The organism is Ralstonia soli, from assembly GCF_023955655.1.
GTDB lineage: Bacteria > Pseudomonadota > Gammaproteobacteria > Burkholderiales > Burkholderiaceae > Ralstonia > Ralstonia soli.
On sequence record NZ_JAMXHT010000002.1, the window covers coordinates 270,756 to 297,162 of the forward strand.

Sequence of the window (26,407 nt, forward strand, 5' to 3'; positions counted from 1 at the left end):
GGGCATTCTCGCGGCGGGACGCCGCTCAGCCTTCCTGTCGGGCGAGATTATCTCGGGCACATCGGAGAAATCTAGGTCGTTTCAGCTGCGGCCGCAAATCGTCAGCGTTGCGAATAAAGCACCATCGACTCCGCTGAATGGCCGCCAAGTTTCCCCATAGCGCGCTCCGATATTTGTTACCGGTTCTTGCGGAGATTTTGAGGCAGGTGATATAAACCCATCCACGTAACAAGTTGTAATGGATCGCAGAACGCCCCCGTCATATTGCGAGAGAAAAAAATGAAAAGAAATGCGTGGAAGTTGGGTGTTGGAGGTGTAGCGATTCTCACCGGCGCGGTGCCGGTGGGCGCTTATGCAGCGTGTTCGGCCACCGCGCCGACCAGCAATACGACCGTGACCTGTTCGGGGGCGGGCATTCCTTCGGTGGTGGCGGCCGGCGGCAGTACTAATGTCGCAATCAATATCGATTCCACGGCCACAGGCAGTTATGCATTGGCGACCACGCCGACGCCATTTTCTGTCGATACGTCGAGCACCATTACGAACAGCGGCAATCTGTCGATGTCGGGTAACGGCACCGGCGTGACCAACCGTGGTGCGATGCTGCTCGGCGTGAACAACGGCAACACCATCACCAACGCCGTCGGCGGCGCCATTTCCACGACGGGTGCTTACAACGACGGCATTGCGGCAAATGGCAATAACAACACGCTCGTCAACAACGGCACCATTACCACGACCGGCAACAATTCTTACGGCATGACTGCCGCGTGGGGGCAGAGCAATACGGGCGCGTCGGGCAATACGATTATCAATACCGGTACGGTAACGACGTCCGGCAACAACGCACGCGCAGCGTCGTTGCTCGGCGGTGGCGGCACGATCAACAACAGCGGCACGCTCACCACCAACGGCCGCGATGCGCCGGCCGTCTACATGCAGGGCAACAACAACACGCTCATCAACAGCGGCACGGTCCAGACCACGGGCACGGCCACCAGTGGCGGCAGTGTCGATGCGGTCGTGTCGAACACGCTCGGCAGCTCGTTCACCGCCACGATTACGAACCAGGCCGGCGGGCGGATCATCAGCAACAACGGCATCGGCGTGCGCTCGACCAACGGTGCCACGACCATCACCAACGCGGGCCTGATCCAGGGCGGCGGCGGTACCGCCATCCAGGGCGGCAACGGCAATGTGACGCTGATCCTGCAGACGGGCTCGCAGATCATCGGTACCGCCAACGGCGGCGGTGGCACCAACACGGTTACGCTGCAAGGCACAGGCACGGCATCGAACGCGTTCACGAACTTCCAAAGCCTGACGATGGCCGGTACCGACTGGACGTGGGCCGGCACTGGTACGTTCTCGACCGCACTCGTGCAGAGCGGCACGCTGAACCTGACCGGTACGCTGGGCACGACCACGGCATCGGTCGTGGCGACGGTCAACAACGGCGCCACGCTGCAGGCCAACGCATCGAACCTGCCGCTGTCGGTCTCGGACAACGGGCTCGTGCGCTTCCAGCAGGACAGCGCGGGCACCTACGCCGGCACCATCAGCGGCAGCGGTGCCGTCGAGAAAACCGGCGCCGGCACGCTGACGGTCTCCGGCAGCAACGCCTACGCCGGCGGCACGACTATCACGCAGGGCACGCTGTCTGCGGCGGCGGACAGCGCGTTGGGCGCTTCGTCTGGTGCGCTCACGTTCAACGGTGGCACGCTGCAGCTCGGCAGCGCATTCAATCTGGCCTCGGGCCGCGCGGTATCGATTACCGCCCACAACGGCAGTATTGATACGCAAGGCTTTAATTCGACGGTCGTGCAGAACATCACGGGCGCGGGCGCGCTGACCAAGCTCGGTAGCGGCACGCTCACACTTAATGGTGCCAACAGCTATGCCGGCGGCACGAACGTCAACGCGGGCACCGTAATCGTGGGCGACGGCACCAGCGCATCGGCCGCACTGAGTGGCGGTGGCCCCGTGGCGGTGGCCTCCGGCGCAACGCTGGGCGGCTACGGCAGCGTGACGGGCAACGTGACCAGCAGCGGCACGATCGCCGCGGCCGATGCGGTGTCGGGGCTCGCGAGCGGCGCGACCGGCAACTTCCAGATCAACGGCAACCTGACCAACGCCGGCCTGGTGCAGCTTGGCGGCAGCGGCGTCGGCAATACGCTCACGGTGGTCGGCAACTACGTGGGCCAGAACGGTACGATCGGGCTGAACACCTACCTTGGTACTGATGGTTCAGCATCCGACAAGCTGGTCGTAAGCGGCGGCAACGCCAGTGGCACCAGCACGCTGAAGGTGGCGAACGTTGGCGGCCCCGGTGCGCAAACGATGGCGGACGGCATCCAGGTCGTGCAGGCAACCAACGGCGCGACCACCAGCGCGAGTTCGTTCACGCTCTCGGGCGGCACGGTCAATGCCGGCGCGTATTCGTATTACCTGGTGAAGGGCGGCTCGGCAGCGGGTTCGAGCGATAGCTGGTATCTACGCAACACGGTCCCACCGGCACCCACGCCTTCGCCCACACCGACCCCCACGCCTTCGCCCACACCGACCCCCACACCTTCGCCCACACCGACCCCCACCCCCGTCCCGCCGATCACGCCGGCAGATGGCACGCCGACGGCCATCACCGAAGCCATTGCGGATGCCGCACCCGGGACGAATCCGCTCCCCGTGTACCGCGAATCCGTGCCGCTGTATGCGGAAGCCCCGTCCGTCGCACGCCAGCTTGGCCTGCTGCAGATCGACACATTCCACGACCGCCAGGGTGAGCAGGGCTTGCTGACCGAGAACGGCTCGCTGCCCGCATCGTGGGCGCGGGTGTGGGGCGGCAACACCAAGCTGTCGCAGAAAGGCGATGCGAACCCTGCCTTCGACGGCACTGTATGGGGCATGCAAGTCGGGCAAGAGCTGTATGCGGATACCCAATCGGACGGGCATCGCAACCACTACGGCGTGCTGCTCGGCTTCTCGCGTGCCGTGGGCGACGTCAACGGCTTCGCGCTCGCGCATCAGGGCTTGGGCGTCGGCTCGCTGCAAGTCAACGCGTACGACCTCGGCGCTTACTGGACGCATATCGCCCCGAGCGGCTGGTACACCGATGCCATCCTGATGGGTAGCGCCCTGACGGTGCGCGCCAGCGCAAACGACGGCGTGCGCGGTTCTGCCAACGGCAACGCGCTGAGCGGTTCGATTGAGACGGGGCTGCCGATTCCGCTTGCGCAGAACCTGACGCTGGAGCCGCAGGCCCAGCTCGTGTGGCAGTGGACCTCGCTCAACTCCTTCAACGACGGCGCGTCCGACGTGAGCTGGAACCACGGCAACACGTTCCTTGGCCGCGTGGGCGCACGGCTGCAATGGTCGTTCGACGCGAATGGCGTGAACTGGAAGCCGTACCTGCGCCTGAACGTGTTGCGTTCGTTCGGCGCCGATGACAAGACCACCTTCGGTGGCAGCACCACCATCGGCACGCAGATCGGCCAGACGGCAGGGCAGATCGGCGCGGGCCTCGTTGCGCAGGTCACCAAGCGCGCCAGTGCCTATGCCACGATCAGCTATCTGACCAACCTCGGCGGCGAGCATCAACGCACGCTGATGGGTAATGCCGGTGTGCGCTGGGCGTGGTAACTCCGCTTTGACGGTGTTCTGGCATGCAGCCGTTGCCCGCGGCATGCCGGACCCGACGGCCTTTGTGAACAACCCGCTGGCGTGCGTGCAGCGGGTTGTTGCTTTTCGCCTCACGTAAGATGGCGCGCAACGCCTTGCGCCGCCGAAGGATTTCCCCGCCATGCCCAACACCCACTCATCCACCGTGCTCTCGACCATGCGCCGCTTCCGGCGTTCGGCGTTGTTTGGCGGTGGAATTGTCCTGACGGTGATGGCGCTGCTGACGTTCGGCATTGCAGTGGCCTCCATGGTCCACGCGCACATCGAGGCCGAGCGGCGCGAACTGGCCATCGAAGGACAGCGCATGGCGAGCGAAGTCATGAAGGCCGAGATCGTCCTGCGCAGCACGATCTACCTGGCCGAGTTGGTCTGGAACCAGCAGGCCAAGACCGATGCCGACACCGCCGCACGCTTTCGTGCCGACGGCGGCAAGCTGGTGCGCCAGCACGAGAGCGGCCTGCATTCCGTCATCTTTGCGAGTGCCACACCGGACACCACCGCGCCCGATCTCGAACGCTTCATCGCGTTGACGGACAGCGTCTCGCGCACGCTGGCCGCTACCGCCAGCATCCAGGGCTACCGGTTCACCACGTATCTGTACACCCCGTCGCGCGACTTCCTGGCGATGTCGCCGTTCCCGTGGCCGGATCAGGCCAAGCTCGATGCGGCGCTCGCCAACCGGCCGGCGTTCTTTGCGGCGTTGATGCAGGATGCCGAGGGCTCCATCGCCCCGGCCACCACCACGGACGCGCGCAACGGCCTGCACACCGTGCGCTGGCTCGCGCCGTATCGCAACCCGCTGACCGGTGTGCCGTCGATCCGCATGTCGATCTACGGGCTGGACGCCAGCAACACGCCGTTTGCCGTGTTCGTGTGCGAATTGCCGGCCGATGCGGTGCTGGGCCCGCTGTCGACCGACCGGTTTGACGGCACGTTCGTCGTGCTCGGCCGCAATGGCGAACCCATTGCCACCAGCGCCGGGGACAGCCGCCCCGACGTGCTGAGCGCCGTGCGCGAGCTGTCTGCCACGCCGGGCGTGTCCATCCAGCGGGCCAGCAACGGCGTCTTCATGGCCGCCACGCCGCCGGGGCAGGCTGGGGGGCGCGTGGTCTACGCCTTCACCTGGCGCGACGTGTTTGCCGGCGTGTGGCCGCAGATCCGCCTGACGACGATCCTCACCGCCGGCCTGATCGCCGTATTGTGGATCCTGCTGTGGTGGTTCAACCGGCGCGTGTTCGTACCGATGCTCGAACGCTCCGAGCGCGTGGTGGAGACCGAGCACCTGAACCGCATGCTGATCGAGACCGCACCGATCGGCCTCGGTGTCATCGACGCAAAAACCGGCGAGCCGATGCTGCGCAGCCCCGTCATGGCAGACATCGCCGCGCAGACCAAGGTGGATGCGCTATCGCTGTCGGCCAAGCTGACGCAGCGCTATGCCAAGCACGGCGGCACGGGCATGGTGCGCGACGACATTGCGCTCGCCACGGTGGACGGCGGCCAGATCGACCTGGCCGTCAACCTGGTGCCCACGCACTACCGCAACGCCGACGTGCTGGTCACGGCCTTTACCGACATCACCGACAAAAAGCGCACCGAGCAGGCATTGCGTGAAGCCAAGCAGGCGGCCGACAACGCCAACCGTGCCAAGTCCGTCTTCCTTGCCACGATGAGCCACGAGATCCGCACGCCGTTGAATGCGATTCTCGGCAACCTCGAACTCATCCAGCGCACGCCGCTGCCGCCCGCCATGCGTGCGCGGCTGCAGACGGTCACGTCATCGTCCAACGCGCTGCTCGGCATCATCAACGACGTGCTGGATTTTTCGAAGATCGAGGCCGGGCAGCTCTCGACCGAGTCGATTCCGTTTGACCCGGCAGCCGTGGTGCGCGACGTTGCGGCCATCTTCGCGCCCATCGCGCAGGAGAAGGGTTTGCAGTTCGGCTGCATCATCGATGACAACGTCGGGCCCGCCTACGTGGGCGACCCGACGCGCGTGCGCCAGATTGCCTCCAACCTGCTCAGCAACGCCATCAAGTTCACCGACACGGGCGAGGTGCGGATCGAACTGCGCGCAGCCGAAGGCGCCGATGGCAAGCCCGGTATCGCCATCGGCGTGATCGACAGTGGCATCGGCATCAGCGCCGAGCAGCAGGCGCGCCTGTTCGAACCGTTCGTGCAGGCCGATTCCACCATCACGCGCCGCTTTGGCGGCAGCGGCTTGGGCCTTGCGCTGTGCCGCCGGCTGGTGGCGTTGATGGGCGGGACGATCGCGCTGCGCAGCACGCCGGGCGAGGGCAGCGCGTTCGACATCACGCTGCCGTTTGCCGCCGCAGATGTGCCCGTCGAGGTGTCCAATGACGTCGAGCCTGTGGCCAGCCCCGGAAGCACCACAGCCAACGTGCGCGTCCTGGGCGCTGACGACCAGCTCGCCAACCGCGAGCTCATCCGCATGCAGGTCGAAGAACTCGGTTACCGCGTCGACATGGCCGAAAGCGGCGGCGATGCCCTGCGCCGCTTCAACGCGCAGCCCTACGACATCGTTCTGACCGACCTCAACATGCCGGGCATGGATGGCTACGCGCTGGCACGTGCCCTGCGCGCACAGGGCGCGAAGGTGCCGATCATCGCCCTGACTGCGCATGCGGAAGTGGAAGAGCACCGCCGCTGCCTGCAGGAGGGTATCGATGCGGTGCTCGTGAAACCGGTGCTGCTCAAGACGCTCGATGCCACGCTGCGCCGCATGCTGCGGACCAACGTGTCAGCACCCGAGGCAACTCAACCTGCACCGCGCACCGGCATTGCCGAAGGGCGCCTGCCGGACGCCATCCTCGCGGCGCTCACGCGTTCCACGCAGGAGCAGCTTGCCGCGCTGCGCGTGGCGTTGCCTGCTGGCGACCGCCAGGCTGTACTGCGCGACCTGCATGCCATGAAAGGCACGTTTGCGATGATCCATGAACAGGCGGTGTCCGAGGCCTGCGCGGCAATGGAGCAGCAGGCCAAGCAGGGCGATGACTTGGCCGCACTGCAACCCGCGCTCGACCAGCTGGCTGCGCTCGTGCAGGACACCCTGGCGCGCCGCTCGGCAGGGTAGGGCCGTCTCAGGCGCTGTCGGGCGAAGCGGGCGGAACCCCATCGCCCTGCGTCTGCCCCTGTTCCTTCCACGCGTGCATGATCACCCGCCTGCGCTGCGGCGACGCGAACAGGTATTCATTCATCGCGGCCAGGAACTCCACGCGTGCGGGCGCCCCCAGACCCGCAAAGTGGATGAGAATCCGGCGGACGTCCTCTCTCTTGATCGACTTCATGATGTGGTGCCCCCCACAGTGGTAGCGCGCTTGTCTATTGGAATGCCGCGCCGGTGGCCCGACGCGTGGCCGCTACGTTACGAATCGCCCGGCGGCAAATCCATCGGACTCGTCCGGTACTGCGCATCGCCCGCGCGCCCAACGGAGGGCACGAGCCCCGTCTCGATGCCGTAGTGCACCAAGTCCACCTCGCGCTCGATGTTGAGCTTGCGCATGGCCGCGTTCTTCTGCGTGCTGATTGTTTTCTTGCTGCGGTGCAGCCGCGCCGCGATCTCGTTCACGGTCAGCCCCGACACAAACAGCCGCACCACCTCTAGCTCGCGCGACGTCAGCGCGGATGTGCCATGCGCACTGCGGCGGCTCGGCTCTGCGGTGCGCAGGATCTTCTCGATGGCCGGCGACGCATAGCGGCCGTTGGCAAACGCCGCGTGCACCGCCAGCGACAGGTGATTCGTCAGGTCGGACTTGCTCACGATGCAGCGCACTTCGGTCATGAGCGTCTGCAGGATCGCGGGGTTCTCGATCATCGTCAGCACCACGATGCGCACATGCGGATAGCGCTGCTGGATCAGCGAGAACAATGCAATGCCATCGCCATAGTGGCCGTTGGGCATGGCGTAGTCGCAGATGAGCACGTCGATGCGCTGGCGGTTCAGCAGGTCGATCAGCTCGCTGGAGTTGCGCGCCATGCCGTCGACCAGGATCGAGCGGTTGTCGGCAAATTCATGCTTGACGCCGAAGAGGATGGCCGGATGGTCATCGGCCACCGCAACGCGGATGAGAATGGAGTTCATAAGCGGCGGGCGCAGCCGGCAGCAACGGGGTGCCACCGGCCGGAAGGGGGCAGGAGAAGCTGGGACTGTATTGACGCCGGCACGGCACGCAAAGCGGAAGAGTCCGAAAAGGCGACGCGGCAAACAAAAAAAAGGGCCCCGGTTTCCCGGAGCCCTTTCCCTCATGTGCGGCACGTTGTCCCCGTTCGCCCCCCAAGGAAGGAGCGGGATGAACGGAACCGGAAGACGAACAGGTCTGACGTGCGCGCTAGAGCCAACGTGGTGGCTTACCAGTAGAAGCCGCCACCCACCACCGCGCCAACTTCACCGCGGCTGCTGGTGTTCATCGCGCCCTTGACGACCCACTTGCCGTTTTGGGACATGTACGACGCACCGATTGCCGTGCCTTGTTCACCGCCGTACGTGCTGCCCGCGATGGCCATGAACGTCTTGCCCGGCATGGACGACTGCGGCAAACCTGCCACCGCCATTGCGGCCGCCACGCCGCCCATGGCGTCACGGTGGTTGCTGTCGATCTTGTTGTTCAGGCCGCCGATGGCGTTGTTCATCTGACGCACGTTCACTGCATCGGTATCGCGCACGCCATCCGCCACGTTCGACAGGATGCGTTCGTTGCCCGGCGAGCCAAACGACACTTCGTTGTCACGGCTGGTGGTCGAACCTGCGCCGATGGCCACCGAATTGTTGTTCGACGCTTGCGCACCCTGGCCCAGCGCCGTGCTGTTCTCGCCCGAAGCCACTGCGCCGTTGCCCACTGCCGAGCTGCCGCTGCCCGACGCCACCGCACCGTTGCCGATGGCCGAGCTGTTCTTGCCCGAGGCATCCGAACCTGCGCCGACTGCCGTGCTGCCATCACCCTTGCCCGGCGAGGGGACCGAGCCTTCCGGCGTGCCCGTGCCCGGGCCACCGATGGAGCCGTCCGCAATACCCGACTCGATCTTGCCCACGCGGCCATCCAGATCGCCGATCAGGCCGTCGTACTTGGCTTGCATGTCGAACAACTGGCCGCCGTTGACCGCTTGCATGCTGCCCGCGGCGATCAGGCCCGCGCCAACGTTGTTCAGCACCGTGCCGAACATCGGGTCGCCACCGAAGGTGACGGACTTCATGCTCGCATCGTCATAGCGCACGGCCATCAGCGGATCGAGCGGATCGACCAGGTTGTAGCCGATCACCGACTTGAGCTGCCCGACACTCACCGCGTCGTTGTTGCCGATGCCCGCGCCGATACCGCTGAGCACACGCACGCCATCCGTACCCGTAAAGTTCACGGCCGTGCCGCCAGTACCAGCCGCCACCGTCACGTCGCCCGTGGGCGTGGCTTGCCGCACCAGGCCCAATGCGCCGCTGCCCAACTCGCTGCGGATATCGCCGATGGCGGTTTCGTTGCCCGTCACGCGCCCATCCAGGTTGCTGACCACCGCCCCCACGTTATGCACCACCGTCGTGCCGCCGGCGCCATCGCCAACGGTAAAGCTCGGTGCCGAGATCGAGCCATCGACGTTGACGGTCGAACCCGCGCCAATCGCGTCTGCCACGCTGGTCGACACCGCGTGCAGTTGCGCGCCGTTGATGGCCTCGGTGCTGCCGGTGGCCACCGCCCCTGCGGTCACGCCCGTCAGCTTGCGCGTGCCAGCCGTGCCGGTGAAGTCCACTTCCGCGCCGTCCGTATCCTTACCGACGGTCAGCTTCTGGCCTGCGCCGGCTTGCTGCACCAGGCCCACCGTACCGCTGCCCAGTTCGCTGCGGATATCGCCGATGGCGGTTTCGTTGCCCGTCACGCGGTCGTTCAGGTTGGTCACCACGGCGCCCACGTTATGCACGGTGGTCGTGCCACCCATGCCGTCGCCGACAGTGAAGCTCGGTGCCGTGATCGACCCATCCGGATTGACGGTCGAACCCGCACCGATGGCGTCTGCCACGCTGGTCGACACCGCATGCAGTTGCGAGCCGTTGATCGCCTCCGTACTGCCAGCGGCCACTGCGCCCGCAGTCACGCCCGTCAACGTACGCGTTGCGCTGGTGTTGTTGTGGAAGTCCACTTCCGTGCCGTCCGTGTCCTTGCCGACGGTCAGCTTCTGGCCAGCGCCAGCTTGCTGGACGAGGCCGATCGTGCCCGAGCCGAGTTTGCCTTCCAGGTCGCCCACACGGCCATTGGTGGTCGTCAGAGCGCCGTCGAGCTGGCTGAATGCGTCACCGATAGTGGTTGCGGGCGTGCCCGTGCCGTTGGCCAGGTTGTACGTCGGGCCAGTGACTGAGCCGTCCGGGTTGATGGTGGCGCCGCCGCCCAGTGCCGTTACCACCGGGGCGAGCTGCGACACGTTCACTGCATCCGTGGGTGCCGTACCGGCAGCCATGTTGACGACGCGGCGTTGCGTGGTGGCGTTGCCTACCGACACGGTGTTGGCCACCGTCGCGGCCGAGCCCGCGCCCAGTGCCACAGCGTTTGCTGCCGACACGTTGGCGCCATTGCCCAGCGCCACGCTGTTGTTCGCATTGCCGGCAGCCGTGGCGGTGACACGTGCGCCGCCACCGATGGCGATACTGCCATTTGCGTTGTTGGTGATGGCGCCACCGTCGGTATAGCCCAGCACGTTAGCGTCGGTGCCAAATGCCATGCCGCCCGCCGCATTGGCGTCCACGGTGGCGCGAATGCCGAAGGCCGTGCTAGTTGCACCCGTCGCCCGGGAAGCCGAACCAAATGCCATGGCGCCACTGTTGCCGGTGGCACGGGCGTCGTTACCGAAAGCCATCGACGGGCTACCCCCGGCTGCGGAGGTCGATTGCGCGCCGTTACCGATGGCGATGTTGTTTGCATGGCCGCTGACCATCGCGTCGGTGGCGCCCCCAACCTTGACGAGGTTGTTGTCCACCTTGGTCGACAGCGCGGTGTTCATCTGGCCGAGGTTGACGGCATCGGTGTTGGCCGTGCCAGCCGCCAAATTGACGATGCGACGTTGCCCGCCGGCAACGGTGGTGCCGACCGACACGGTATTGGCTTGATCTGCCACCGAGCTGCCGCCCAGCGCGACCGCATTGTTGGCCGTCACGCGGGCGGCGTTGCCCAGTGCCACGCCGTTGTCTGCGCCGCTGGTCGTGGTGGCCGTTACGGTAGCGCCGTTGCCGAGCGCCAAGGCGTTGCGTGCCAGGTTGGTGCCGTTGTTGGAAATCGTAGCGCCCGAGCCCATGGCGGTGCCGTTGGCCTGGTTGACGTTGGCGTTGACGCCGATGGCGGTGCTGTTGGCCTGGCTGACGTTGGCGTTGACGCCGATGGCCACACTATTGGCGCCGGTGTTCACATACGCACGGTTACCAATGGCGACGCTGTTGCCCGTTTCTGCGCGTGCATTCACGCCGGCGGCAAAGGAATCGGAGCCTGTTGCCATCGCACTGGGGCCGATCGCCGTGGCGTGAGAACCTGCCGAGCTGTAGGCGCCCACTGCCACGCCGTAGAAGCCGCCGGTTACGGCGTGGTCACCGACTGCCGTGCCGCCGTAGGTACCCGCTGCACCATTGCCGATGGCCGTGCCGATGAGGGTCGTGCCGCTGGTCCAGGTGGGATTCAAGATGGCGCCGTCGACTGGGGTGCCGTTAGAGGCGGTGGATGCCACGGAGCCGCTCACCTTAATGAAGGTATCGTCCAGAGTTGCCATCGTGCCGATGCTCTCGGTGCCAAAGCCGCTGGTCTTCATCTTGGGTGCTGCGTTGGGGATGACCAGTTCGGTTTTTGCCTCGTCGTTTTCCTCATCGTCAGCGCTGTCCGCTGCAAACGCGGCACCCGGCAGCGCTAGTAGCGCGGCCGCAGCCAGCACCACGGCGCTCTTGCTGCTCTTCTTGCGGCCCTTGGCCAGTTCCGATGCCGCTGCCCACGTGCCGGTAGCGGCGTTAAAGATGGTGCGATAGGTCTTGTTCATGTCCGTTCCTTCGTCCGTGTTGATGTGTTACGGACATGCTAGGGATCGGGTCGCCTCCGCCAAATGAGAAAAATCCTAAAACTTGTGCGAGTGCGCAAGCCAGAATGTCGCACCGGACGGCCATTTGCGGGGCATCAGAAATAAAAAGCCCCCGCACCGGGCGGGGGCCTTTTTACGGCAGTGGTGTGTTACTCAGCCGCTGCTTCTTCCTTCTTCACGGCGCGGCTGCTGAAGCGTACCGACAGCGCCTTGCGAGCCGTGTCCAGCGCTTCACCCTTGCCCGAGACTTTCAGCAGCGCGTAGCCCTCCAGCGACGCGGTCATCAGATCGCTGCCCAGCGCGAGCTGCGAGTCGCGCATCTTTTCGTAGATGCGTTCGATGCGGGTCAGGCGCGTGCGCAGGGTGTCGAAGCCGGTCAGGTCGCGGCGCATTTCCGGCAGGCTGAAGGTGGGCGGCAGCACGTTGGGGTTGGCGGTCAGCACTTCCACCGCCTTGCGGCAGAACGCTTCGGATTTGTCACCCATCTTGGTGAGCGTGTGGCGTTGTTCGGGCGACAGATCAACTAGGCCGGTGAGCCGATCTTCCAGCGTCTTGATGGCGGCGTCGATGGCGGTGAGGTCGGCGGTGCTGGGGGCAAACGTGATGAGGTTCTGTGGCATTGCATTCCTTCGTGAGTGGATCAGACAACGTCGTGCGTGGCGCACGACCGCAGGAGCGTGGCAAGCAATGCATCCAACAACAAGGTCAAACGCGGGGTTGTCGAGAAAATCTGAAAAATCCTATGCGCCCGGCGGTGCGTGGGGAAGGGTGACTCTCCAAGACCCGGCGTTGAGACCCGCAGAGCCAGCATCGGCTCTCAAAGAGCCAGCCGCGAGGCATTGAGAGCCAGCTGGCGGAAAAAATTGCCGGCAGCGTGGGCCTTTGCGAGCCAGCGTCGGCACTTCCGGAGTCGGCGCTGGGTTTTTTAGAGCCGGCGGCGGGTCTCAGCGAGCCGGAGGTCGCTTCCAGGGAGCGGGCATCGGCTCGGAAAGCCTCAGAGGTGGCTCTCAGAGAGCCGGTGCCGAGACTCGGAGCGCCAGCGGTGGGACGCAGGGAGCCGGTGCCGGGCCTTGGCGTGCCAGCGTTGCAGCACGCGACGCGGCGCCTCGCACGGGGAAACGGCCAGTCGCCGCACCGAACTTTAAGAGCAGTCTGATTACGGTCATGCCTGCCTGTTGCAAGAATGTGCGCTCTTCATACGCGCGTGCCTCTGCAACGCAACCGGTCGTCGGCCTGAAGCCGCGCGGCCCGGTTCACGCCCTTGCAGGGGTTGTTGCATGTGGCGGCTTTCGAGGCTGCCGCTGCCCCTTCATCCGTGATTCGAATATGTCTCTCATTCCGTTCGTGCCTGGGTTAAAGCGGCGTGGTCGCCTGGCTCTTCTGGCTGGGCTCTGTCTTTGCGCAGGGTGGTTCTCGGCCCCGGCCGAAGCGTCTCTCACACGTGCCTGTGTGCGTCCCCCGGGCGGTACAACGGCCTACCCGAACCTCGGCACCATCACGGTCAACCTGCCGGCCACCATCAGCGTGCCCGCAACACTTGCCGACGGTGGCACCATCGCGCAGGCAACCGGGGTTTCGGCAGCGGCAGATGGCGTGCGCTATTGCATCGGCACCATCTACGACCCGCTGACGCAGGAGGGACGCATTACAAGGTTCACCACCGCAACCAGTCTCACCAGTGTTTACGCCACCAACGTGACCGGCGTCGGTATTCGGATCGAGGCAACCGGCGGTACGGCCTATCCGATTGCGGCTTTCACGACGGATGCCCGTGGTGCGGGCTACTTCATGAACGGGGGCCGGGTCGCCTCTTACACGGTGACGCTGATCAAGACCGGGCCCGTGCGCGCAGGCACGATCACGTCGGGCGCCATCGGGTCATTCTGGTGGGATCGCGCGCAGGTCTTGCAACTGAGTCTGGGTCGCAACACCGCCATTACGGCCCCGGCGCCGACATGCACCGTTGGCACGACCAGCGTCAATATCCCGCTGGGCGATGTTGCGGCGAGTAGCTTTGCCAACGTTGGTGCGACATCCCCCATCAGCCATCCGGCGAACATCTCGCTCAGTTGCGCGAACAACCCCAGGGTGACAATGACCTTGCAAGGCACGCAAGCCCCTGGTGGCCCAGACACGACGGTGGCTCTGTCCGGCGCAGGCGCTGCGCAAGGGGTGGGCGTGCAGGTGCTCTATAACAGCACGCCGATGGTGGTCAATTCCACTACCCCGACGCTGGTGGATGTTTCTGCAGCCGCTTCCGTGACGGTGCCCATTTCGGCCCGCTACTACCGCACCGGTGCCATTACGGCGGGTAGGGCAAATGCGTCCCCCACGCTGCGCTTTGACTACAACTGACGCAGTCGCGGCGCAAAGCGGAAGCGGACTTGAACTGCGCGGCTCAAGTCTTCTTTACGGTGGGGGCGCTCCACGGAGAAAACATTTCGGAGCAGTCTGATAACGCGTCGTTGCTTTGATCCCGAGAATTGGGCGCGTCGTTTCGGACCTCTCCATTGGCTTTGCCGGCAGCACGGCGGAGCTTTTGCTGAGACGCTTGGGTCATCCATCTCCTCGCCCGGATGCGCTATGTATGCGCCGACCGGTCAGGCCGCTTCCTTCTCGATTCCAGCACTGAGGTAACGCATGTCTCTTCGCCGTTTCATGGCCGCTTGCCTGTTCATTGCGGGGTGTGGGGCCGGCGTAGTTCAGGCCAGTGTGGTCATTGGGAGCACGCGCGTGATCTATCCCGCCAGCGAGAAGGAGGTGACGGTTTCGCTCGCCAACCGGAACACGCAGCCCGTATTGGTGCAAGCGTGGGTGGATACCGGAGACGCGTTGGCGACGCCGGACACGATCAAGATTCCGTTCATCGTCCACCCGCCCATGTTCCGCATGGAGCCTGATCGTGGCCACGCTGTTCGCTTGACGTATACGGGCGACCCGCTGCCCGACAACCGCGAAACCATGTACTGGTTCAACGCGCTGGAGGTGCCGCCCAGGCAGGTGGGTGCGGCTGGTACCAATCACGTCCAGTTTGCGTTGCGCACGCGTATCAAGCTCATCTTCAGGCCGTCAGGTTTGCCGGGCAATGCCGCAGAGGCATTCAAGCAGCTTGGCTGGAAGTGGACGACAGGGGCGGGCGGAAAAGGTGTTGCACTGGCGGTGACCAATCCTTCCGCGTACTACGTCAACTTTGCGGACGTGGGGCTGAAAGTCGACGGCGTACGCAAGCTCGTTGGCAACGGCGGCATGGTTGCGCCGGGCGGCACAACCACGTTTTCGCTCGACCCGCTCAAGCTGGCCGATCGCCCGAGTGGCGACGTCAAGGTGAGCTTTGACGTGATCGACGATTCTGGTGCGTCGAGCGAGCAGGAGGCCGCGTTGGTGCCCCGACCGGCCGCGTGCTCCGTTCATCAACCCGATTGTTTGCACAGCGCACAGCGCAGCAACCCTTAGCCCTAACCGGCACGACTGCCGTGCCTTTTTCTACTCACTGAGTTCCTTATGAAGATCGCGAACCACAAGCGTTGTCTGCCTCAAGCCCTGGCTGCCCTGCTGCTGATTGCCGGTGGTGCTACCGAGGTTTTTGCACAGACCACTACGGTCAACGTGACGGGCAATATCGTTGGCACGTGCGCAGCCGGCGCGGCTAGCCCCGATACACTCAACTTCACGCTCCCCGATACGCAGGCTGCCACCTTGACTGCCGCCGGCCCCGTGACGGCCAGTCGTGCTGCAGTCCAAAGGGTTACGGTTGCGTGCAGTGGCAATCCTGGCGTCAGGATGACCATGTCGATCGCTGGCACATCACCCGTGCCAGCACAGAACGTGGTGCCGAATACAGGCACAGCAACCCAAGTGGGGGTGCAGATTCTCTATGGCGCTGCCGGGGGCGCCACTGCTCCGACAGTGATGCCGATTGGCGGTACGGGCGTTACCTTTGTTGGCGGAGCCCCCGTCGTTATTCCTATTTCGGCGCAGTACTACGTCATGAGTGCCAATCCCAACGCGGGTAGCGTTACGGCCACGGCCACGTTGACGTTCACCCCGAACTGACCGTTTGACGCTCCGGGGCATTTTCCTGGAGCACGGGCATCAAAGAAGAAGGGCTTGCGCCGTAGGGGCTCAAGCCCTTTTTGCATGTTGGCTGATTGCGTTTGCAATACGGACGAATCTCATTGTTCCAAAGGTCAATAAGAAACAAGCTGACGGTGTCACTACGTACCCACTACGTACAGCGAGGCCGGCATGGCCTATGCGCCCCGGCTTCTGCGTTCGCCGGGCAGTCGTAGCGTTCTCCAGACGTCTTTACCGCGATCAGTCCATCCGGCCGAGTCGGCGATGGGCGCAAGCGTGTGCCGCGTGCGGCTCTGTGTGCGACGTCATCGTGGGACGCCAGCCATCACTTGAACCTGCTTTGGAGCTATCAGGAAAGCGCACTCTCTATGTCAAAACTGGATCTCAAATCAAAACGCACCTGGGGCGCGCTAGCCGTCATCGCCCTGACTGCCGGGGCATTGACCACCGCCTTCGCCTGGACGGAGGGCTGGATCGGGTCACGCCTGACCAGCGCACAGTTGTTTTCGGAAACCCCGCAGCCGTTCCCGCCGGGCTTTCGCCGTGCGCATGGCAAGGGCATCTGCATTGCCGGCACGTTTCGGCCGACGGATGCCGCGGCACCGTTGTCGACCGCGCGCGCCTTTACCGAGCCGAACATCCCCGTTGTGGGCCGGCTTGCGATTGCCATGGGTGACCCGCATGGGCCGGACAGCGCTTCCAACGTAGTGAGCATGGCGCTGCTGCTGAAGACCGACGACGGCCAGCAGTGGCGCATGGCCATGAACAACCAGCCGTACTTCCCCACGCACAATGCGCAAGGCTTTACGGTGGATATGCCGAAAGCCATGGCGCCCGACCCCGCCACTGGCAAGCCCGACCCGGCGCGCGTGGCTGCCTTTCTCAAGCAGTATCCCGAAGCGGAAAAGTTCTTGAAATGGGCCGCGCAAGCACCCCAACCCGGCAGCTTTGGCGGGGTGGAGTTCGACGGCATCAATGCGTTCTACCTGGTGGCCGCCGATGGCAAGCGCCAAGCCGTGCGCTGGTCCATGCGGCCGCAAGAGCCGTTCGTGCAACTGAGTCAAGACCAGTTGCAGCACGTGGGCCACGACTACATGTTCGAAGACCTGCGCGCGCGGCTTGCGCAAAAGCCCCTGCACTGGGACATGGTGATGCAACTGGCCGAACCGGGTGACCCGGTCGACGATCCATCCTTGCCTTGGCCGCAGGAGCGCAAACAGATCGTGGCGGGCACGCTGGAGGTGACGCAGGCCGTGGAACAGGCCGAGGGTGCCTGCCGCGATGTCAACTTCGATCCGACGATCGTCCCCACCGGGATTGAGATTTCAGACGACCCAATTCTGCAGGCGCGTTCCGGCGCGTACACCCACTCGTTCAACCGCCGGGAACGCGAGATCGGTTATGGCAAGGCCACCGACGCCGTTGGCAAGCCGGAGGTCCCATCCAAATGAAGACACGCAACCCACGTCATTTCAACGCGCTCGCACGGGGCTTGCACTGGCTGATGGCGGCGATGATTCTGTCCATGCTCTTCATCGGCGCGGGCATGATGACCTCGGTCACGCATCGAACCGAATTGATCGATCTGCATCGGCCGTTGGGCATTGCCATTCTGGTGTTGGCGGTGGTCCGCCTGATCAATCGGCTGCGTCACGCGCCGCCGCCGTTGCCGGCTAGCGTGCCGCCGCTGCAGGCACTGGCCGCCAAGGCGTCGCACGTTGTGCTGTATGCGCTGATGTTGGCGCTGCCGCTGATCGGCTGGGCGCTGCTGTCTGCGGGCGGCTACCCAGTCGTGCTGTTCAAGGGCGTCAACCTTCCGGCGATTCTGCCCGCCAGCCCCGAGCTGTATGCGTGGCTGCGCGATGCGCATGGCTGGTTGGCCCGACTGCTGTTTCTGGTTGTGATCGCCCATCTGTCCGCGGCACTGCTGCACGGGTTGGTCTATCGGGACGGCGTGTTCTCAAGCATGGCCAAGGGCGACGGACATCGCGGGTAAGGCGTTGATCGACGCCTCATGAGGCGCTGAAAAAAAAGAAAAGGGACGGAAAGCGATTTCCGTCCCTTTGTCTTTGATCAGTCGGGCTGGCGGCTATCAGGCTGGCGCAAAGAAGCGCTCGTGCAGCTCTTCCAGCCCCAGCGTGCTGATCACCTCGTTCAGTCGCTCGGTCGGGCGGCGGCGCGGCAGGTTCTTGTACTGCGCGATGATCAACTCGTTCTTCATCGAATGCTCCCAGCCGACCAGCTCCGTCACGCTCACCTGATAGCCGTGGGCCTCAAGCTGGAGGCAGCGCAGCACGTTGGTGACCTGGCTGCCGAATTCACGCGTGTGCAGCGGGTGGCGCCAGATCTCGGTGAGCGCATTGCCGAGCGATTTGCCCTTGTTCTTGCGCAGCACGCCGGCCACCTCTGCCTGGCAGCACGGCACGAGCACGATGTACTGCGCCTTCTTCTCCAGCGCAAAGCGGATCGCATCGTCCGTGGCGGTATTGCAGGCATGCAGCGCGGTCACGATGTCGATGGTGGCGGGCAGCTTGTCTGACGTGATGGAGTCCGCCACCGACAGGTTCAGGAACGACATCCCCTTGAAGCCGAGCCGAGCGGCAAGTTCGGTCGATTTGGTGACCAGCTCTTCGCGCGTTTCAATGCCGTAGATGTGCGAGGTGCCGTCACCGGGTTGTTCCTTGCAGAAGAGGTCGTACAGGATGAAGCCGAGGTACGACTTACCCGCGCCGTGGTCGACCAGCGAGACATGCCCCTTGGCCTGCTGCACGTCGGCCATCAGCGGCTCGATGAACTGGAACAGGTGGTAGACCTGCTTGAGCTTGCGGCGGCTGTCCTGGTTCATCTTGCCGTCGCGCGTCAGGATGTGCAGCTCCTTGAGCAGTTCGATCGACTGGTTGGGGCGGATTTCGTGGGTGTTGTTGGACATCGTCAGGACAGCCTGGCGGCATGCGGCACGGTGTGTGCGGCAGCCATGGGAAAAACGGAGCGAAGGCGTGAGTTTACCGAAAAGCGTGTCCGACGATGGGAAGGGCGCCTGCATGAGCACGATGGGCCGCTTGGTTTGCCCGGGCCAAGCCGGGATGTGACAATAGCGCCCCGCCTGTCTGCTCGTATGTCATCTGTCCACCTTCGCATGTCTGAACCGCAAAACATTCCCCTCGTTGCCGTGATCGGCGCCGGCCCCGCCGGGCTGATGGCTGCTGAAGTGCTGTCCGGCCAGGGCGTGCGCGTGGCGGTGTTCGATGCCATGCCGTCGGCCGGGCGCAAGTTCCTGCTGGCGGGTATCGGCGGGATGAATATCACGCATTCGGAGCCGATCGACGCGTTTCTGGGCCGGTATCGCGCGCGACGCGAGCAGCTTGCGTCGCTCATCGATCGGTTCAATCCCGATGCGCTGCGCGCGTGGATTCACGGCCTGGGCATCGATACGTTTGTCGGCAGCTCGGGCCGCGTGTTTCCGACCGAGATGAAGGCGGCGCCGTTACTGCGGGCGTGGCTGCACCGGCTGCGCGCGGCGGGGGTGCAGTTGCACATGCGCCATCGCTGGGTGGGCTGGGCGGAGCCGTCCGACTACGCGCAGGTGCTGCGCTTTGACACGCTCGACGGCCAGCGGCTTGTGCAGGCCGATGCCGTGGTGCTGGCGATGGGCGGGGGCAGTTGGCCGCGTCTGGGTTCCGATGCGGCATGGGTGCCGCTGCTGGAGGCGCGTGGCGTGCAGGTGCAGCCGCTTCAGCCCGCCAATTGCGGGTTCGATGCGGATTGGAGCGCGTATTTTCAGGAGCGCTATGCGGGGCAGCCGGTCAAGTCGGTGGCGATTGGTTTGCCGTCCGGCGAGGGCGGTGCGTTGCAGTTCCGCCAGGGCGAGTTCGTCGTTACGCAGACGGGCGTGGAAGGCAGCCTCGTCTATGCGTTGTCCGCGCCCATCCGCGATGCGCTGCTGGCCGGCGGTGACACCACGATCTGGTTGGACTTGGCGCCCGGCTGGAGTGCGCAGCGTGTGACCGACGAGCTGATGCGCCCGCGCGGCGCGCGTTCGATGTCGAGCCACCTGCAGAGCAAGCTGAACATCACGGGGGTGAAGCTTGGGCTGCTGCGGGAGTGCCTGTCGAAAGAGGCGTTTGCCGATCTCGCCCAGCTTGCGAAGGCCATCAAAGCGTTGCCGCTGCGCCTCACTCGCGCCAGGCCGATCGACGAAGCCATCAGCAGTGCAGGCGGCGTTGCCTTTGAGGCGTTGAATGCGCAGTTGATGATCGAGCGCCTGCCCGGCGTGTTCTGCGCGGGCGAGATGCTCGATTGGGAGGCGCCGACCGGCGGCTATTTGCTGACCGCATGCTTTGCGAGCGGCGCCGCGGCCGGGCACGGCGTGCTCGATTATCTGGCCGCCCTGGGTCGCTGAATTACTGGCGGGCCTTCAGGCGCCACAACGATGTCACCTCGGCCACGCGCGCCTTGTGGAGCGGGTCAGTGGCGTCGGACGACTTCGGGTGCTTGGGTTTGATGTCGTCGCGGCCGACGACTCGCAGGCCCGCCGCATCGATCATCGCCAGCAGGGCGTCGCGCGTGCGCAGGCCGAGGTGCTCGGCAAAGTCGGACAGGATCAGCCAGCCCTCGCCGTTAGGCTCCAGATGCGCGGCGAGCCCGTCGAGAAAGCCCCGCAGCATGCGGTTGTCCGGATCATAGACGGCGCGCTCGATGGGCGAGCTGGGCCGCGCGGGCAGCCACGGCGGATTGCACACGACCAGCGGCGCACGGCCTTCGGGAAATAGATCGGCTTCGACGATGTCCACCTGGGTTTGCAGGCCGAGGCGTTCGACGTTTTCGCGTGCGCAGGCCAGGGCGCGCTGGTCCTGGTCGGTGCCGATCACGCGCTTTACACTACGTTTGGCCAGCACGGCCGCGAGTACGCCCGTGCCCGTGCCGATATCGAACGCCAGGGCTTTCGATGGCAGCGGCGCGTTCGCCACCAGATCGATGTATTCCCCCCGTATCGGCGAGAACACGCCGTAATGCGGGTGGATGTGTACGCCGCCCAGCGCGGGAATCTCGACGCCTTTCTTGCGCCATTCGTGCGCGCCGATCAGGCCAAGCAGCTCACGCAGCGAGACGACGGAGGCGGCATTGCTCGAGCCGTAGGCCTCAGTGCAGGCGTCGCGCACATCCGGGGCGCGGCGCAGGGGGATGGTGTAGCCGGCATCCAGCGGGATCAGCAGCATGCCGAGCGTGCGCGCGCGCTGCGACTGCGCTTGCCGATGCAGGTTGAACGCGTCGATCGGCGACGTGGCTTCTTTGCGCGGTTTCCGGTCGGTGCGGCGGGACATGGCCTGCAGCAGTTGGCGCGCGTTCTGGAAGTCGCCGCGCCAGAGCAGCGCCGTGCCTTCGCAGGCGAGGCGATAGGCGGCATCGGCAGTGGTGCGGTCATCGGCAATGACCACGCGCTTGGGCGGCGGGTTGCCGGCTTCGGAGCGCCAAAGGGTGGTGTGCGCGGCGCCGGTTTCGGCGTCGGTCCAGGAGAGGGTGGGGAGATCGGTCACGGGAAATCTGGTAAAGCGGGGGAAGGGCGCGGCTGCGGGCGTTGTGGGCGACACGATACCGCCGGTGGTGCAAACACACAATGCGGGCGGGTGGCGCTGCGGTATCGCGGTCTTGCCGGCGCGGCCTGCTAGCATGATTTCCATGCGAAGCGTTCGCGCAATCCGAACCGTTTTTTGCCGCGCTCCGGCGTACCTTGTCCTAATCAATATGCGGTCGCGGCCGAACTCTCGTCCGCACCACAGCCTGAGGTATTCAACGTGAACTCGCCCGACCTGCAGCGCCAGCTTGCCTTCCTCAGAGAAATTGATCGACTGAAAACCGTGATACGAAAGTCACCGCTGATCGACCAGTCGCGGCGCGAGAACAGCGCCGAGCACTCGTGGCATCTCGCCATGTACGCGCTGGTGCTGTCGGAGCACGCGGCTGCGCCGGTTGACGTGCTGCGCGTGGTGAAAATGCTGTTGATCCACGACATCGTGGAGATCGACGCGGGCGATGTCCCGTTTCACGAGCCATCGACGCATGCCGGCCAGGCCGAGCGGGAGCAACTGGCGGCCGAGCGCATCTTTGCCTTGTTGCCGGATGCCCAGGCAGCAGAGTTGCGCAGCTTGTGGTTTGAGTTCGAGGCCGGCGACAGCAACGACGCGCGATTCGCCAAGGCGCTGGACCGCTTCCAGCCCATGGTGCACAACGCCGCCACCGAAGGCGGGACCTGGGTGGAATTCGAGGTCACGGAAGCGCAGGTGATTGCCCGTGGCAAGCCGCCCATCGAACGCGGGGCGCCCACCTTGTGGGAGGCCGCGTCCGAGCTTGTGGAAGGGCATTACCGCCGCTGACTCTTATATAAGATATAAGACATTTGACGTTATAGGGGCATTGCGATTAGAATCGCGCCCAATTGGCGCCCAGAGCAGTCTCGGTTGTCTGGAAGCCCTTCCCCTGAAACGCAATCTCAGCAGGTCCCCCATGCTTGAAAACTATCGTGCTCACGTGGCCGCCCGCGCCGCGCTCGGTATTCCTCCCCTGCCGCTGACGGCTCAGCAAACCGCCGAACTGGTGGAACTGCTGACCAACCCGCCCGCTGGCGAAGAGCAGACCCTGGTCGACCTGATCACCCACCGCGTGCCCGCCGGCGTGGACGAAGCCGCCCGCGTAAAGGCCGGCTTCCTGGCCGCCGTGGCCAAGGGCGAGACTGCCTGCCCGCTGATTTCGCGCGCCCACGCCACCGAACTGCTCGGCACGATGCTGGGCGGCTACAACATCGCCCCGCTGATCGAGCTGCTGTCGGATGCGGAAGTCGGCGCCACCGCTGCCGAAGCGCTGAAGAAAACCCTGCTGATGTTCGACCAGTTCCACGATGTCAAGGAACTCGCCGACAAGGGCAATGCAAATGCCAAGGCCGTGCTGCAGAGCTGGGCCGACGCCGAATGGTTCACGAGCCGCCCGGAAGTGCCGGAAAGCCTGACCATCACCGTCTTCAAGGTGACGGGCGAAACCAACACCGACGACCTGTCGCCGGCGCCGGACGCCACCACCCGCCCGGACATCCCGATGCACGCGCTGGCGATGCTGAAGAACGCACGCCCGGGCATCACGCCGGAAGAAGACGGCAAGCGCGGCCCGGTCAAGTTCATCGAATCGCTGAAGGAAAAGGGCCACTTGGTCGCCTACGTGGGCGACGTGGTCGGCACCGGCTCCTCGCGCAAGTCGGCCACCAACTCGGTGCTGTGGTTCACCGGCGAAGACATCCCGTTCGTCCCGAACAAGCGCTTCGGCGGCGTGTGCCTCGGCGGCAAGATCGCCCCGATCTTCTACAACACGATGGAAGATGCCGGCGCGCTGCCGATCGAGCTCGACGTGTCGCAGATGGAAATGGGCGATGTGGTTGAGCTGCGCCCGTACGAAGGCAAGGCGCTGAAGAACGGCGCGGTGATCGCCGAATTCCAGGTCAAGTCCGACGTGCTGTTTGACGAAGTGCGCGCTGGTGGCCGCATTCCGCTGATCATCGGCCGCGGCTTGACTGCCAAGGCGCGTGAAGCGCTGGGCCTGGCCCCGTCGACGCTGTTCCGCCTGCCGCACCAGCCGGCCAACAGCGGCAAGGGCTTCTCGCTCGCACAGAAGATGGTCGGCCGCGCCTGCGGTCTGCCGGAAGGCCAGGGCGTGCGCCCGGGTACGTACTGCGAACCGAAGATGACCTCGGTCGGCTCGCAGGACACCACGGGCCCGATGACCCGCGACGAACTGAAGGACCTGGCGTGCCTCGGCTTCTCCGCCGACCTCGTAATGCAGTCGTTCTGCCACACCGCCGCGTATCCGAAGCCGGTGGACGTGAAGACGCACCAGACGCTGCCGAACTTCATCAGCACGCGCGGCGGTATCGCGCTGCGCCCGGGCGACGGCGTGATCCACTCGTGGCTGAACCGCATGCTGCTGCCCGACACCGTCGGCACCGGCGGCGATTCGCACACGCGCTTCCCGATCGGCATCAGCTTCCCGGCAGGTTCGGGTCTGGTCGCCTTCGCGGCCGCCACCGGCACGATGCCGCTGGACATGCCGGAATCGGTGCTGGTCCGCTTCAAGGGCAAGATGCAGCCGGGCGTCACGCTGCGTGACCTCGTCAACGCAATCCCGCTGTACGCGATCAAGCAAGGCATGCTGACGGTCGCCAAGCAGGGCAAGAAGAACATCTTCTCGGGCCGCATTCTCGAAATCGAAGGCCTGCCCGATCTGAAGGTCGAGCAAGCGTTCGAGCTGTCGGATGCATCCGCCGAGCGTTCGGCTGCCGGTTGCACGGTGCACCTGAATAAGGAACCGATCATCGAATACCTGAACAGCAACATCACGCTGCTCAAGTGGATGATCGCCGAGGGTTACCAAGACCCGCGCAGCCTGCAACGCCGTATCAAGGCGATGGAAGCGTGGCTGGCCGATCCGCAACTGCTGCAACCGGATGCCGACGCAGACTACGCTGCCGTCATCGAGATCGACCTGGCCGACATCCACGAGCCGATCGTGGCCTGCCCGAACGACCCGGACGACGTGAAGACGCTGTCCGACGTGGCTGGCGCCGTGATCGACGAAGTGTTCATCGGTTCGTGCATGACCAACATCGGCCATTTCCGCGCCGCGTCGAAGCTGCTGGAAGGCAAGCGCGACATTCCGGTCAAGCTGTGGGTTGCGCCGCCGACCAAGATGGACCAGAAGCAACTGACCGAAGAAGGCCACTACGGCGTGTTCGGCACGGCCGGCGCGCGTACCGAAATGCCGGGCTGCTCGCTGTGCATGGGTAACCAGGCACAAGTGCGCGAAGGCGCGACGGTCATGTCGACGTCGACCCGTAACTTCCCGAACCGTCTGGGCAAGAACACGAACGTGTATCTGGGCTCGGCGGAACTGGCGGCGATCTGCTCGCGTCTGGGCAAGATCCCGACCAAGGAAGAGTACATGGCCGACATGGGCGTGCTCACTGCCAACGGCGACAAGATCTACCAGTACATGAACTTCGACCAGATCGAAGACTTCAAGGAAGTGGCCGACACCGTGCAGATGTAAACGTGCTGTCGGGCGACGGCGGGTTGTTGGCACCGTCGTAACTCGATAAGACGCCGCAGGCGAATGCCTGCGGCTTTTTTTTTTTGGTGGGACGTACAGGAGTTGAACCTGCCTGCCTGCAACGGTTAGCCGCTGCCGCTCGACCCATGAGCTACCGTCCCGCCTTCACTATATCGACCCTTGCTGAGCAAACCCGAGTCCGGACATGTCCCTAGCCGGATCGGCCGGTGAAGGCTGGTGGCGCAGGCATCCAGATGTTCTACCCCGTCAGTGTTTCCAAGTGTCGGCGAGAGCCTAATGCGACGTGCCCCAGCATTGCCGCGCAGCATGCCGCGGTCGGATTGAGATGCCATTGATGCCTGTACGTCAGCGGTCTTTATGGCCGCCCGCGGAGCTTGCCTAGGCTGTCGCGTCCCCACGTTGGAAGGGCGTAGCGATCACCTGCGTAAATCCCTTCAAGTTGCCCGGTACCGTGCCGTTTACCGCCACATAACGTGTGCCTGAACGGGGGAAGACGCAATGTCACTGCATTCGCAATTGGAAGTGGATGAACGGACCAATCTGACGAACAACAACCGCTTTGAGCTGTTGCTGTTCCGCCTGGGGGAATCTGCGCGATCCAACCAGCGCGAGATGTTCGGCATCAACGTGTTCAAGGTGCGCGAGATCATGGTCATGCCGCCCGTGACGCACGTGGCGGATGCCGGTGCCCATATCCTGGGTGCGGTCAACGTGCGCGGCCAGATCATCCCCGTGATTGACCTGGCCAGCGTGATCGGCACCAAGAACGGCAATGCAAACATCCTGCTGATTACCGAGTACGCGCGCTCCACGCAAGGCTTTGCGGTGGAAGAGGTGGACGAGATCGTGCGGCTGGAATGGAGCCAGGTCTTCCCGGCCGAAGCGAGCGTGGGCAGCAGCAACATCACGAGCCTCGCGCGCCTGGACGGCAACGCCGACAACTCGCGCCTGGCGCAGGTGATCGACGTCGAGCAGATCCTGGTGGATGTGTTCCCGACCCGCCGCACCGATCTGGCCCCCGACAACGACGAGCGCCCGATCAAGCTGGCGCCGGGCGCCAAGCTGCTGGTGGCGGACGATTCGGGCCTGGCCCGTTCTCTGATCGCCAACGGCCTGGAGGCGATGGGCACGCCGTACGTGATGACCAAGAGCGGCCAGGAAGCGTGGGACACGCTGCAGAACATCGCGCGCGACGCCGCGCGAGAAGGCAAGACCGTGCGCGACAAGATCGCGCTCGTGCTGACCGATCTGGAAATGCCCGAGATGGACGGCTTCACGCTCACGCGCAAAATCAAGACCGAGCCTGCATTCCAGTCGATTCCCGTGGTGATCCACTCGTCGCTGTCGGGCTCGGCCAATGAGGACCATGTGCGCCGCGTGGGTGCCAATGGCTACGTCGCCAAGTTCGAGGCCAACGAACTGGCGCAGGCGATCGCGTCGGCGCTGGGCTGATCGCGCCGCATTCATACCCAGGTTAGGGCGGTGTGCAATG

General features: G+C 64.7%; 17 protein-coding genes and 1 tRNA gene. 11 read left to right on the plus strand and 7 right to left on the minus strand.

From position 1 onward, the window contains the following. The first annotated feature begins 279 nt into the window (after nt 1-279). Together NG900_RS05050 and NG900_RS05055 are read left to right on the plus strand one after the other, a co-directional pair. On the plus strand, nt 280-3,639 hold the full coding sequence (locus NG900_RS05050) for an autotransporter outer membrane beta-barrel domain-containing protein (protein WP_252677399.1): 3,360 nt from the start codon (nt 280-282) through the stop codon (nt 3,637-3,639). Between the two features lie 160 nt (nt 3,640-3,799). Beyond that, the gene (locus tag NG900_RS05055) at nt 3,800-6,772 is read left to right on the plus strand and encodes a hybrid sensor histidine kinase/response regulator (RefSeq protein WP_252677407.1); all 2,973 of its coding nucleotides are present in this window, start codon (nt 3,800-3,802) and stop codon (nt 6,770-6,772) included. Between the two features lie 7 nt (nt 6,773-6,779). Here the strand turns inward: NG900_RS05055 and NG900_RS05060 are convergent, their stop codons facing one another. The 4 genes from NG900_RS05060 to NG900_RS05075 all read right to left on the minus strand — a co-directional run bounded on the left by NG900_RS05060 (nt 6,780) and on the right by NG900_RS05075 (nt 12,353). Next, on the minus strand, nt 6,780-6,986 hold the full coding sequence (locus tag NG900_RS05060) for a hypothetical protein (RefSeq protein ID WP_252677409.1): 207 nt from the start codon (nt 6,984-6,986) through the stop codon (nt 6,780-6,782). Between the two features lie 77 nt (nt 6,987-7,063). Beyond that, nucleotides 7,064-7,780, minus strand: a complete 717-nt coding sequence (locus NG900_RS05065) for a response regulator (RefSeq protein WP_252677412.1) — start codon at nt 7,778-7,780, stop codon at nt 7,064-7,066. A 266-nt stretch (nt 7,781-8,046) separates the two neighbouring features. After that, a complete protein-coding gene (locus tag NG900_RS05070) occupies nt 8,047-11,694 on the minus strand; it encodes an ESPR-type extended signal peptide-containing protein (protein WP_252677420.1) in 3,648 nt (1,215 codons plus the stop codon). Nucleotides 11,695-11,882: 188 nt separating this feature from the next. Continuing rightward, a complete protein-coding gene (locus tag NG900_RS05075) occupies nt 11,883-12,353 on the minus strand; it encodes a hypothetical protein (protein WP_252677422.1) in 471 nt (156 codons plus the stop codon). 829 nt (nt 12,354-13,182) lie between these two features. Between NG900_RS05075 and NG900_RS26685 the strand changes: the two genes are divergently transcribed. From NG900_RS26685 to NG900_RS05100, 5 genes are all read left to right on the plus strand, one after another. Then, entirely contained in the window at nt 13,183-14,088 is a 906-nt protein-coding gene (locus NG900_RS26685) for a fimbrial protein (protein WP_252677424.1), read from the plus strand. 285 nt (nt 14,089-14,373) lie between these two features. After that, nucleotides 14,374-15,186, plus strand: a complete 813-nt coding sequence (locus NG900_RS05085; RefSeq protein WP_252677433.1) for a fimbrial biogenesis chaperone — start codon at nt 14,374-14,376, stop codon at nt 15,184-15,186. A 48-nt stretch (nt 15,187-15,234) separates the two neighbouring features. After that, a complete protein-coding gene (locus NG900_RS05090) occupies nt 15,235-15,786 on the plus strand; it encodes a fimbrial protein (RefSeq protein ID WP_252677435.1) in 552 nt (183 codons plus the stop codon). Between the two features lie 389 nt (nt 15,787-16,175). After that, nucleotides 16,176-17,258 carry a catalase family peroxidase gene (locus NG900_RS05095; protein ID WP_252677437.1) on the plus strand — a complete coding sequence of 361 codons (1,083 nt, stop codon included), beginning with the start codon at nt 16,176-16,178 and terminating at the stop codon, nt 17,256-17,258. Next, the gene (locus tag NG900_RS05100; protein WP_252677438.1) at nt 17,255-17,803 is read left to right on the plus strand and encodes a cytochrome b; all 549 of its coding nucleotides are present in this window, start codon (nt 17,255-17,257) and stop codon (nt 17,801-17,803) included. The genes NG900_RS05095 and NG900_RS05100 overlap by 4 nt, the downstream gene beginning before the upstream one ends. Nucleotides 17,804-17,899: 96 nt before the next feature. Here the strand turns inward: NG900_RS05100 and NG900_RS05105 are convergent, their stop codons facing one another. After that, a complete protein-coding gene (locus NG900_RS05105) occupies nt 17,900-18,736 on the minus strand; it encodes a class I SAM-dependent methyltransferase (RefSeq protein ID WP_252677447.1) in 837 nt (278 codons plus the stop codon). Between the two features lie 207 nt (nt 18,737-18,943). Between NG900_RS05105 and NG900_RS05110 the strand changes: the two genes are divergently transcribed. Further along, nucleotides 18,944-20,206: a TIGR03862 family flavoprotein gene (locus NG900_RS05110; RefSeq protein WP_252677449.1), complete on the plus strand. Its 1,263-nt coding sequence runs from the start codon at nt 18,944-18,946 to the stop codon at nt 20,204-20,206. A gap of 1 nt (nt 20,207) precedes the next feature. Here the strand turns inward: NG900_RS05110 and NG900_RS05115 are convergent, their stop codons facing one another. Next, complete coding sequence (locus NG900_RS05115) at nt 20,208-21,341, minus strand: methyltransferase (protein WP_252677451.1); 1,134 nt, start codon at nt 21,339-21,341, stop codon at nt 20,208-20,210. Between the two features lie 258 nt (nt 21,342-21,599). Here NG900_RS05115 and NG900_RS05120 point away from each other — a divergent pair, with 258 nt between their 5' ends. Together NG900_RS05120 and acnB are read left to right on the plus strand one after the other, a co-directional pair. Continuing rightward, nucleotides 21,600-22,178 (plus strand): HD domain-containing protein, encoded by a 579-nt coding sequence (locus NG900_RS05120; RefSeq protein ID WP_252677453.1) that lies wholly within the window; start codon nt 21,600-21,602, stop codon nt 22,176-22,178. A 130-nt stretch (nt 22,179-22,308) separates the two neighbouring features. Further along, nucleotides 22,309-24,894, plus strand: coding sequence for a bifunctional aconitate hydratase 2/2-methylisocitrate dehydratase (acnB, locus tag NG900_RS05125; protein WP_252677468.1), 2,586 nt, complete (start codon nt 22,309-22,311; stop codon nt 24,892-24,894). An 84-nt stretch (nt 24,895-24,978) separates the two neighbouring features. Here acnB and NG900_RS05130 read toward each other — a convergent pair. After that, a tRNA-OTHER gene (locus tag NG900_RS05130) sits at nt 24,979-25,055 on the minus strand. Between the two features lie 358 nt (nt 25,056-25,413). On the opposite strand from NG900_RS05130, the gene NG900_RS05135 reads away from it, so the two are divergent. Next, complete coding sequence (locus NG900_RS05135) at nt 25,414-26,367, plus strand: chemotaxis protein (RefSeq protein ID WP_252677470.1); 954 nt, start codon at nt 25,414-25,416, stop codon at nt 26,365-26,367. Nucleotides 26,368-26,407 lie beyond the last annotated feature (40 nt).

What these genes read in the sequence shown, in the direction of transcription:
- NG900_RS05135 (WP_252677470.1), top strand. Translation starts at nt 25,414, where the DNA reads ATGTCACTGCATTCGCAATTGGAAGTGGATGAACGGACCAATCTGACG.
- NG900_RS05085 (WP_252677433.1), top strand. Translation starts at nt 14,374, where the DNA reads ATGTCTCTTCGCCGTTTCATGGCCGCTTGCCTGTTCATTGCGGGGTGT.
- acnB (WP_252677468.1), top strand. Translation starts at nt 22,309, where the DNA reads ATGCTTGAAAACTATCGTGCTCACGTGGCCGCCCGCGCCGCGCTCGGT.
- NG900_RS05050 (WP_252677399.1), top strand. Translation starts at nt 280, where the DNA reads ATGAAAAGAAATGCGTGGAAGTTGGGTGTTGGAGGTGTAGCGATTCTC.
- NG900_RS05100 (WP_252677438.1), top strand. Translation starts at nt 17,255, where the DNA reads ATGAAGACACGCAACCCACGTCATTTCAACGCGCTCGCACGGGGCTTG.
- NG900_RS05105 (WP_252677447.1), bottom strand. Translation starts at nt 18,736, where the DNA reads ATGTCCAACAACACCCACGAAATCCGCCCCAACCAGTCGATCGAACTG.
- NG900_RS05055 (WP_252677407.1), top strand. Translation starts at nt 3,800, where the DNA reads ATGCCCAACACCCACTCATCCACCGTGCTCTCGACCATGCGCCGCTTC.
- NG900_RS05065 (WP_252677412.1), bottom strand. Translation starts at nt 7,780, where the DNA reads ATGAACTCCATTCTCATCCGCGTTGCGGTGGCCGATGACCATCCGGCC.
- NG900_RS05070 (WP_252677420.1), bottom strand. Translation starts at nt 11,694, where the DNA reads ATGAACAAGACCTATCGCACCATCTTTAACGCCGCTACCGGCACGTGG.
- NG900_RS05075 (WP_252677422.1), bottom strand. Translation starts at nt 12,353, where the DNA reads ATGCCACAGAACCTCATCACGTTTGCCCCCAGCACCGCCGACCTCACC.
- NG900_RS05090 (WP_252677435.1), top strand. Translation starts at nt 15,235, where the DNA reads ATGAAGATCGCGAACCACAAGCGTTGTCTGCCTCAAGCCCTGGCTGCC.
- NG900_RS05095 (WP_252677437.1), top strand. Translation starts at nt 16,176, where the DNA reads ATGTCAAAACTGGATCTCAAATCAAAACGCACCTGGGGCGCGCTAGCC.
- NG900_RS05110 (WP_252677449.1), top strand. Translation starts at nt 18,944, where the DNA reads ATGTCTGAACCGCAAAACATTCCCCTCGTTGCCGTGATCGGCGCCGGC.
- NG900_RS05060 (WP_252677409.1), bottom strand. Translation starts at nt 6,986, where the DNA reads ATGAAGTCGATCAAGAGAGAGGACGTCCGCCGGATTCTCATCCACTTT.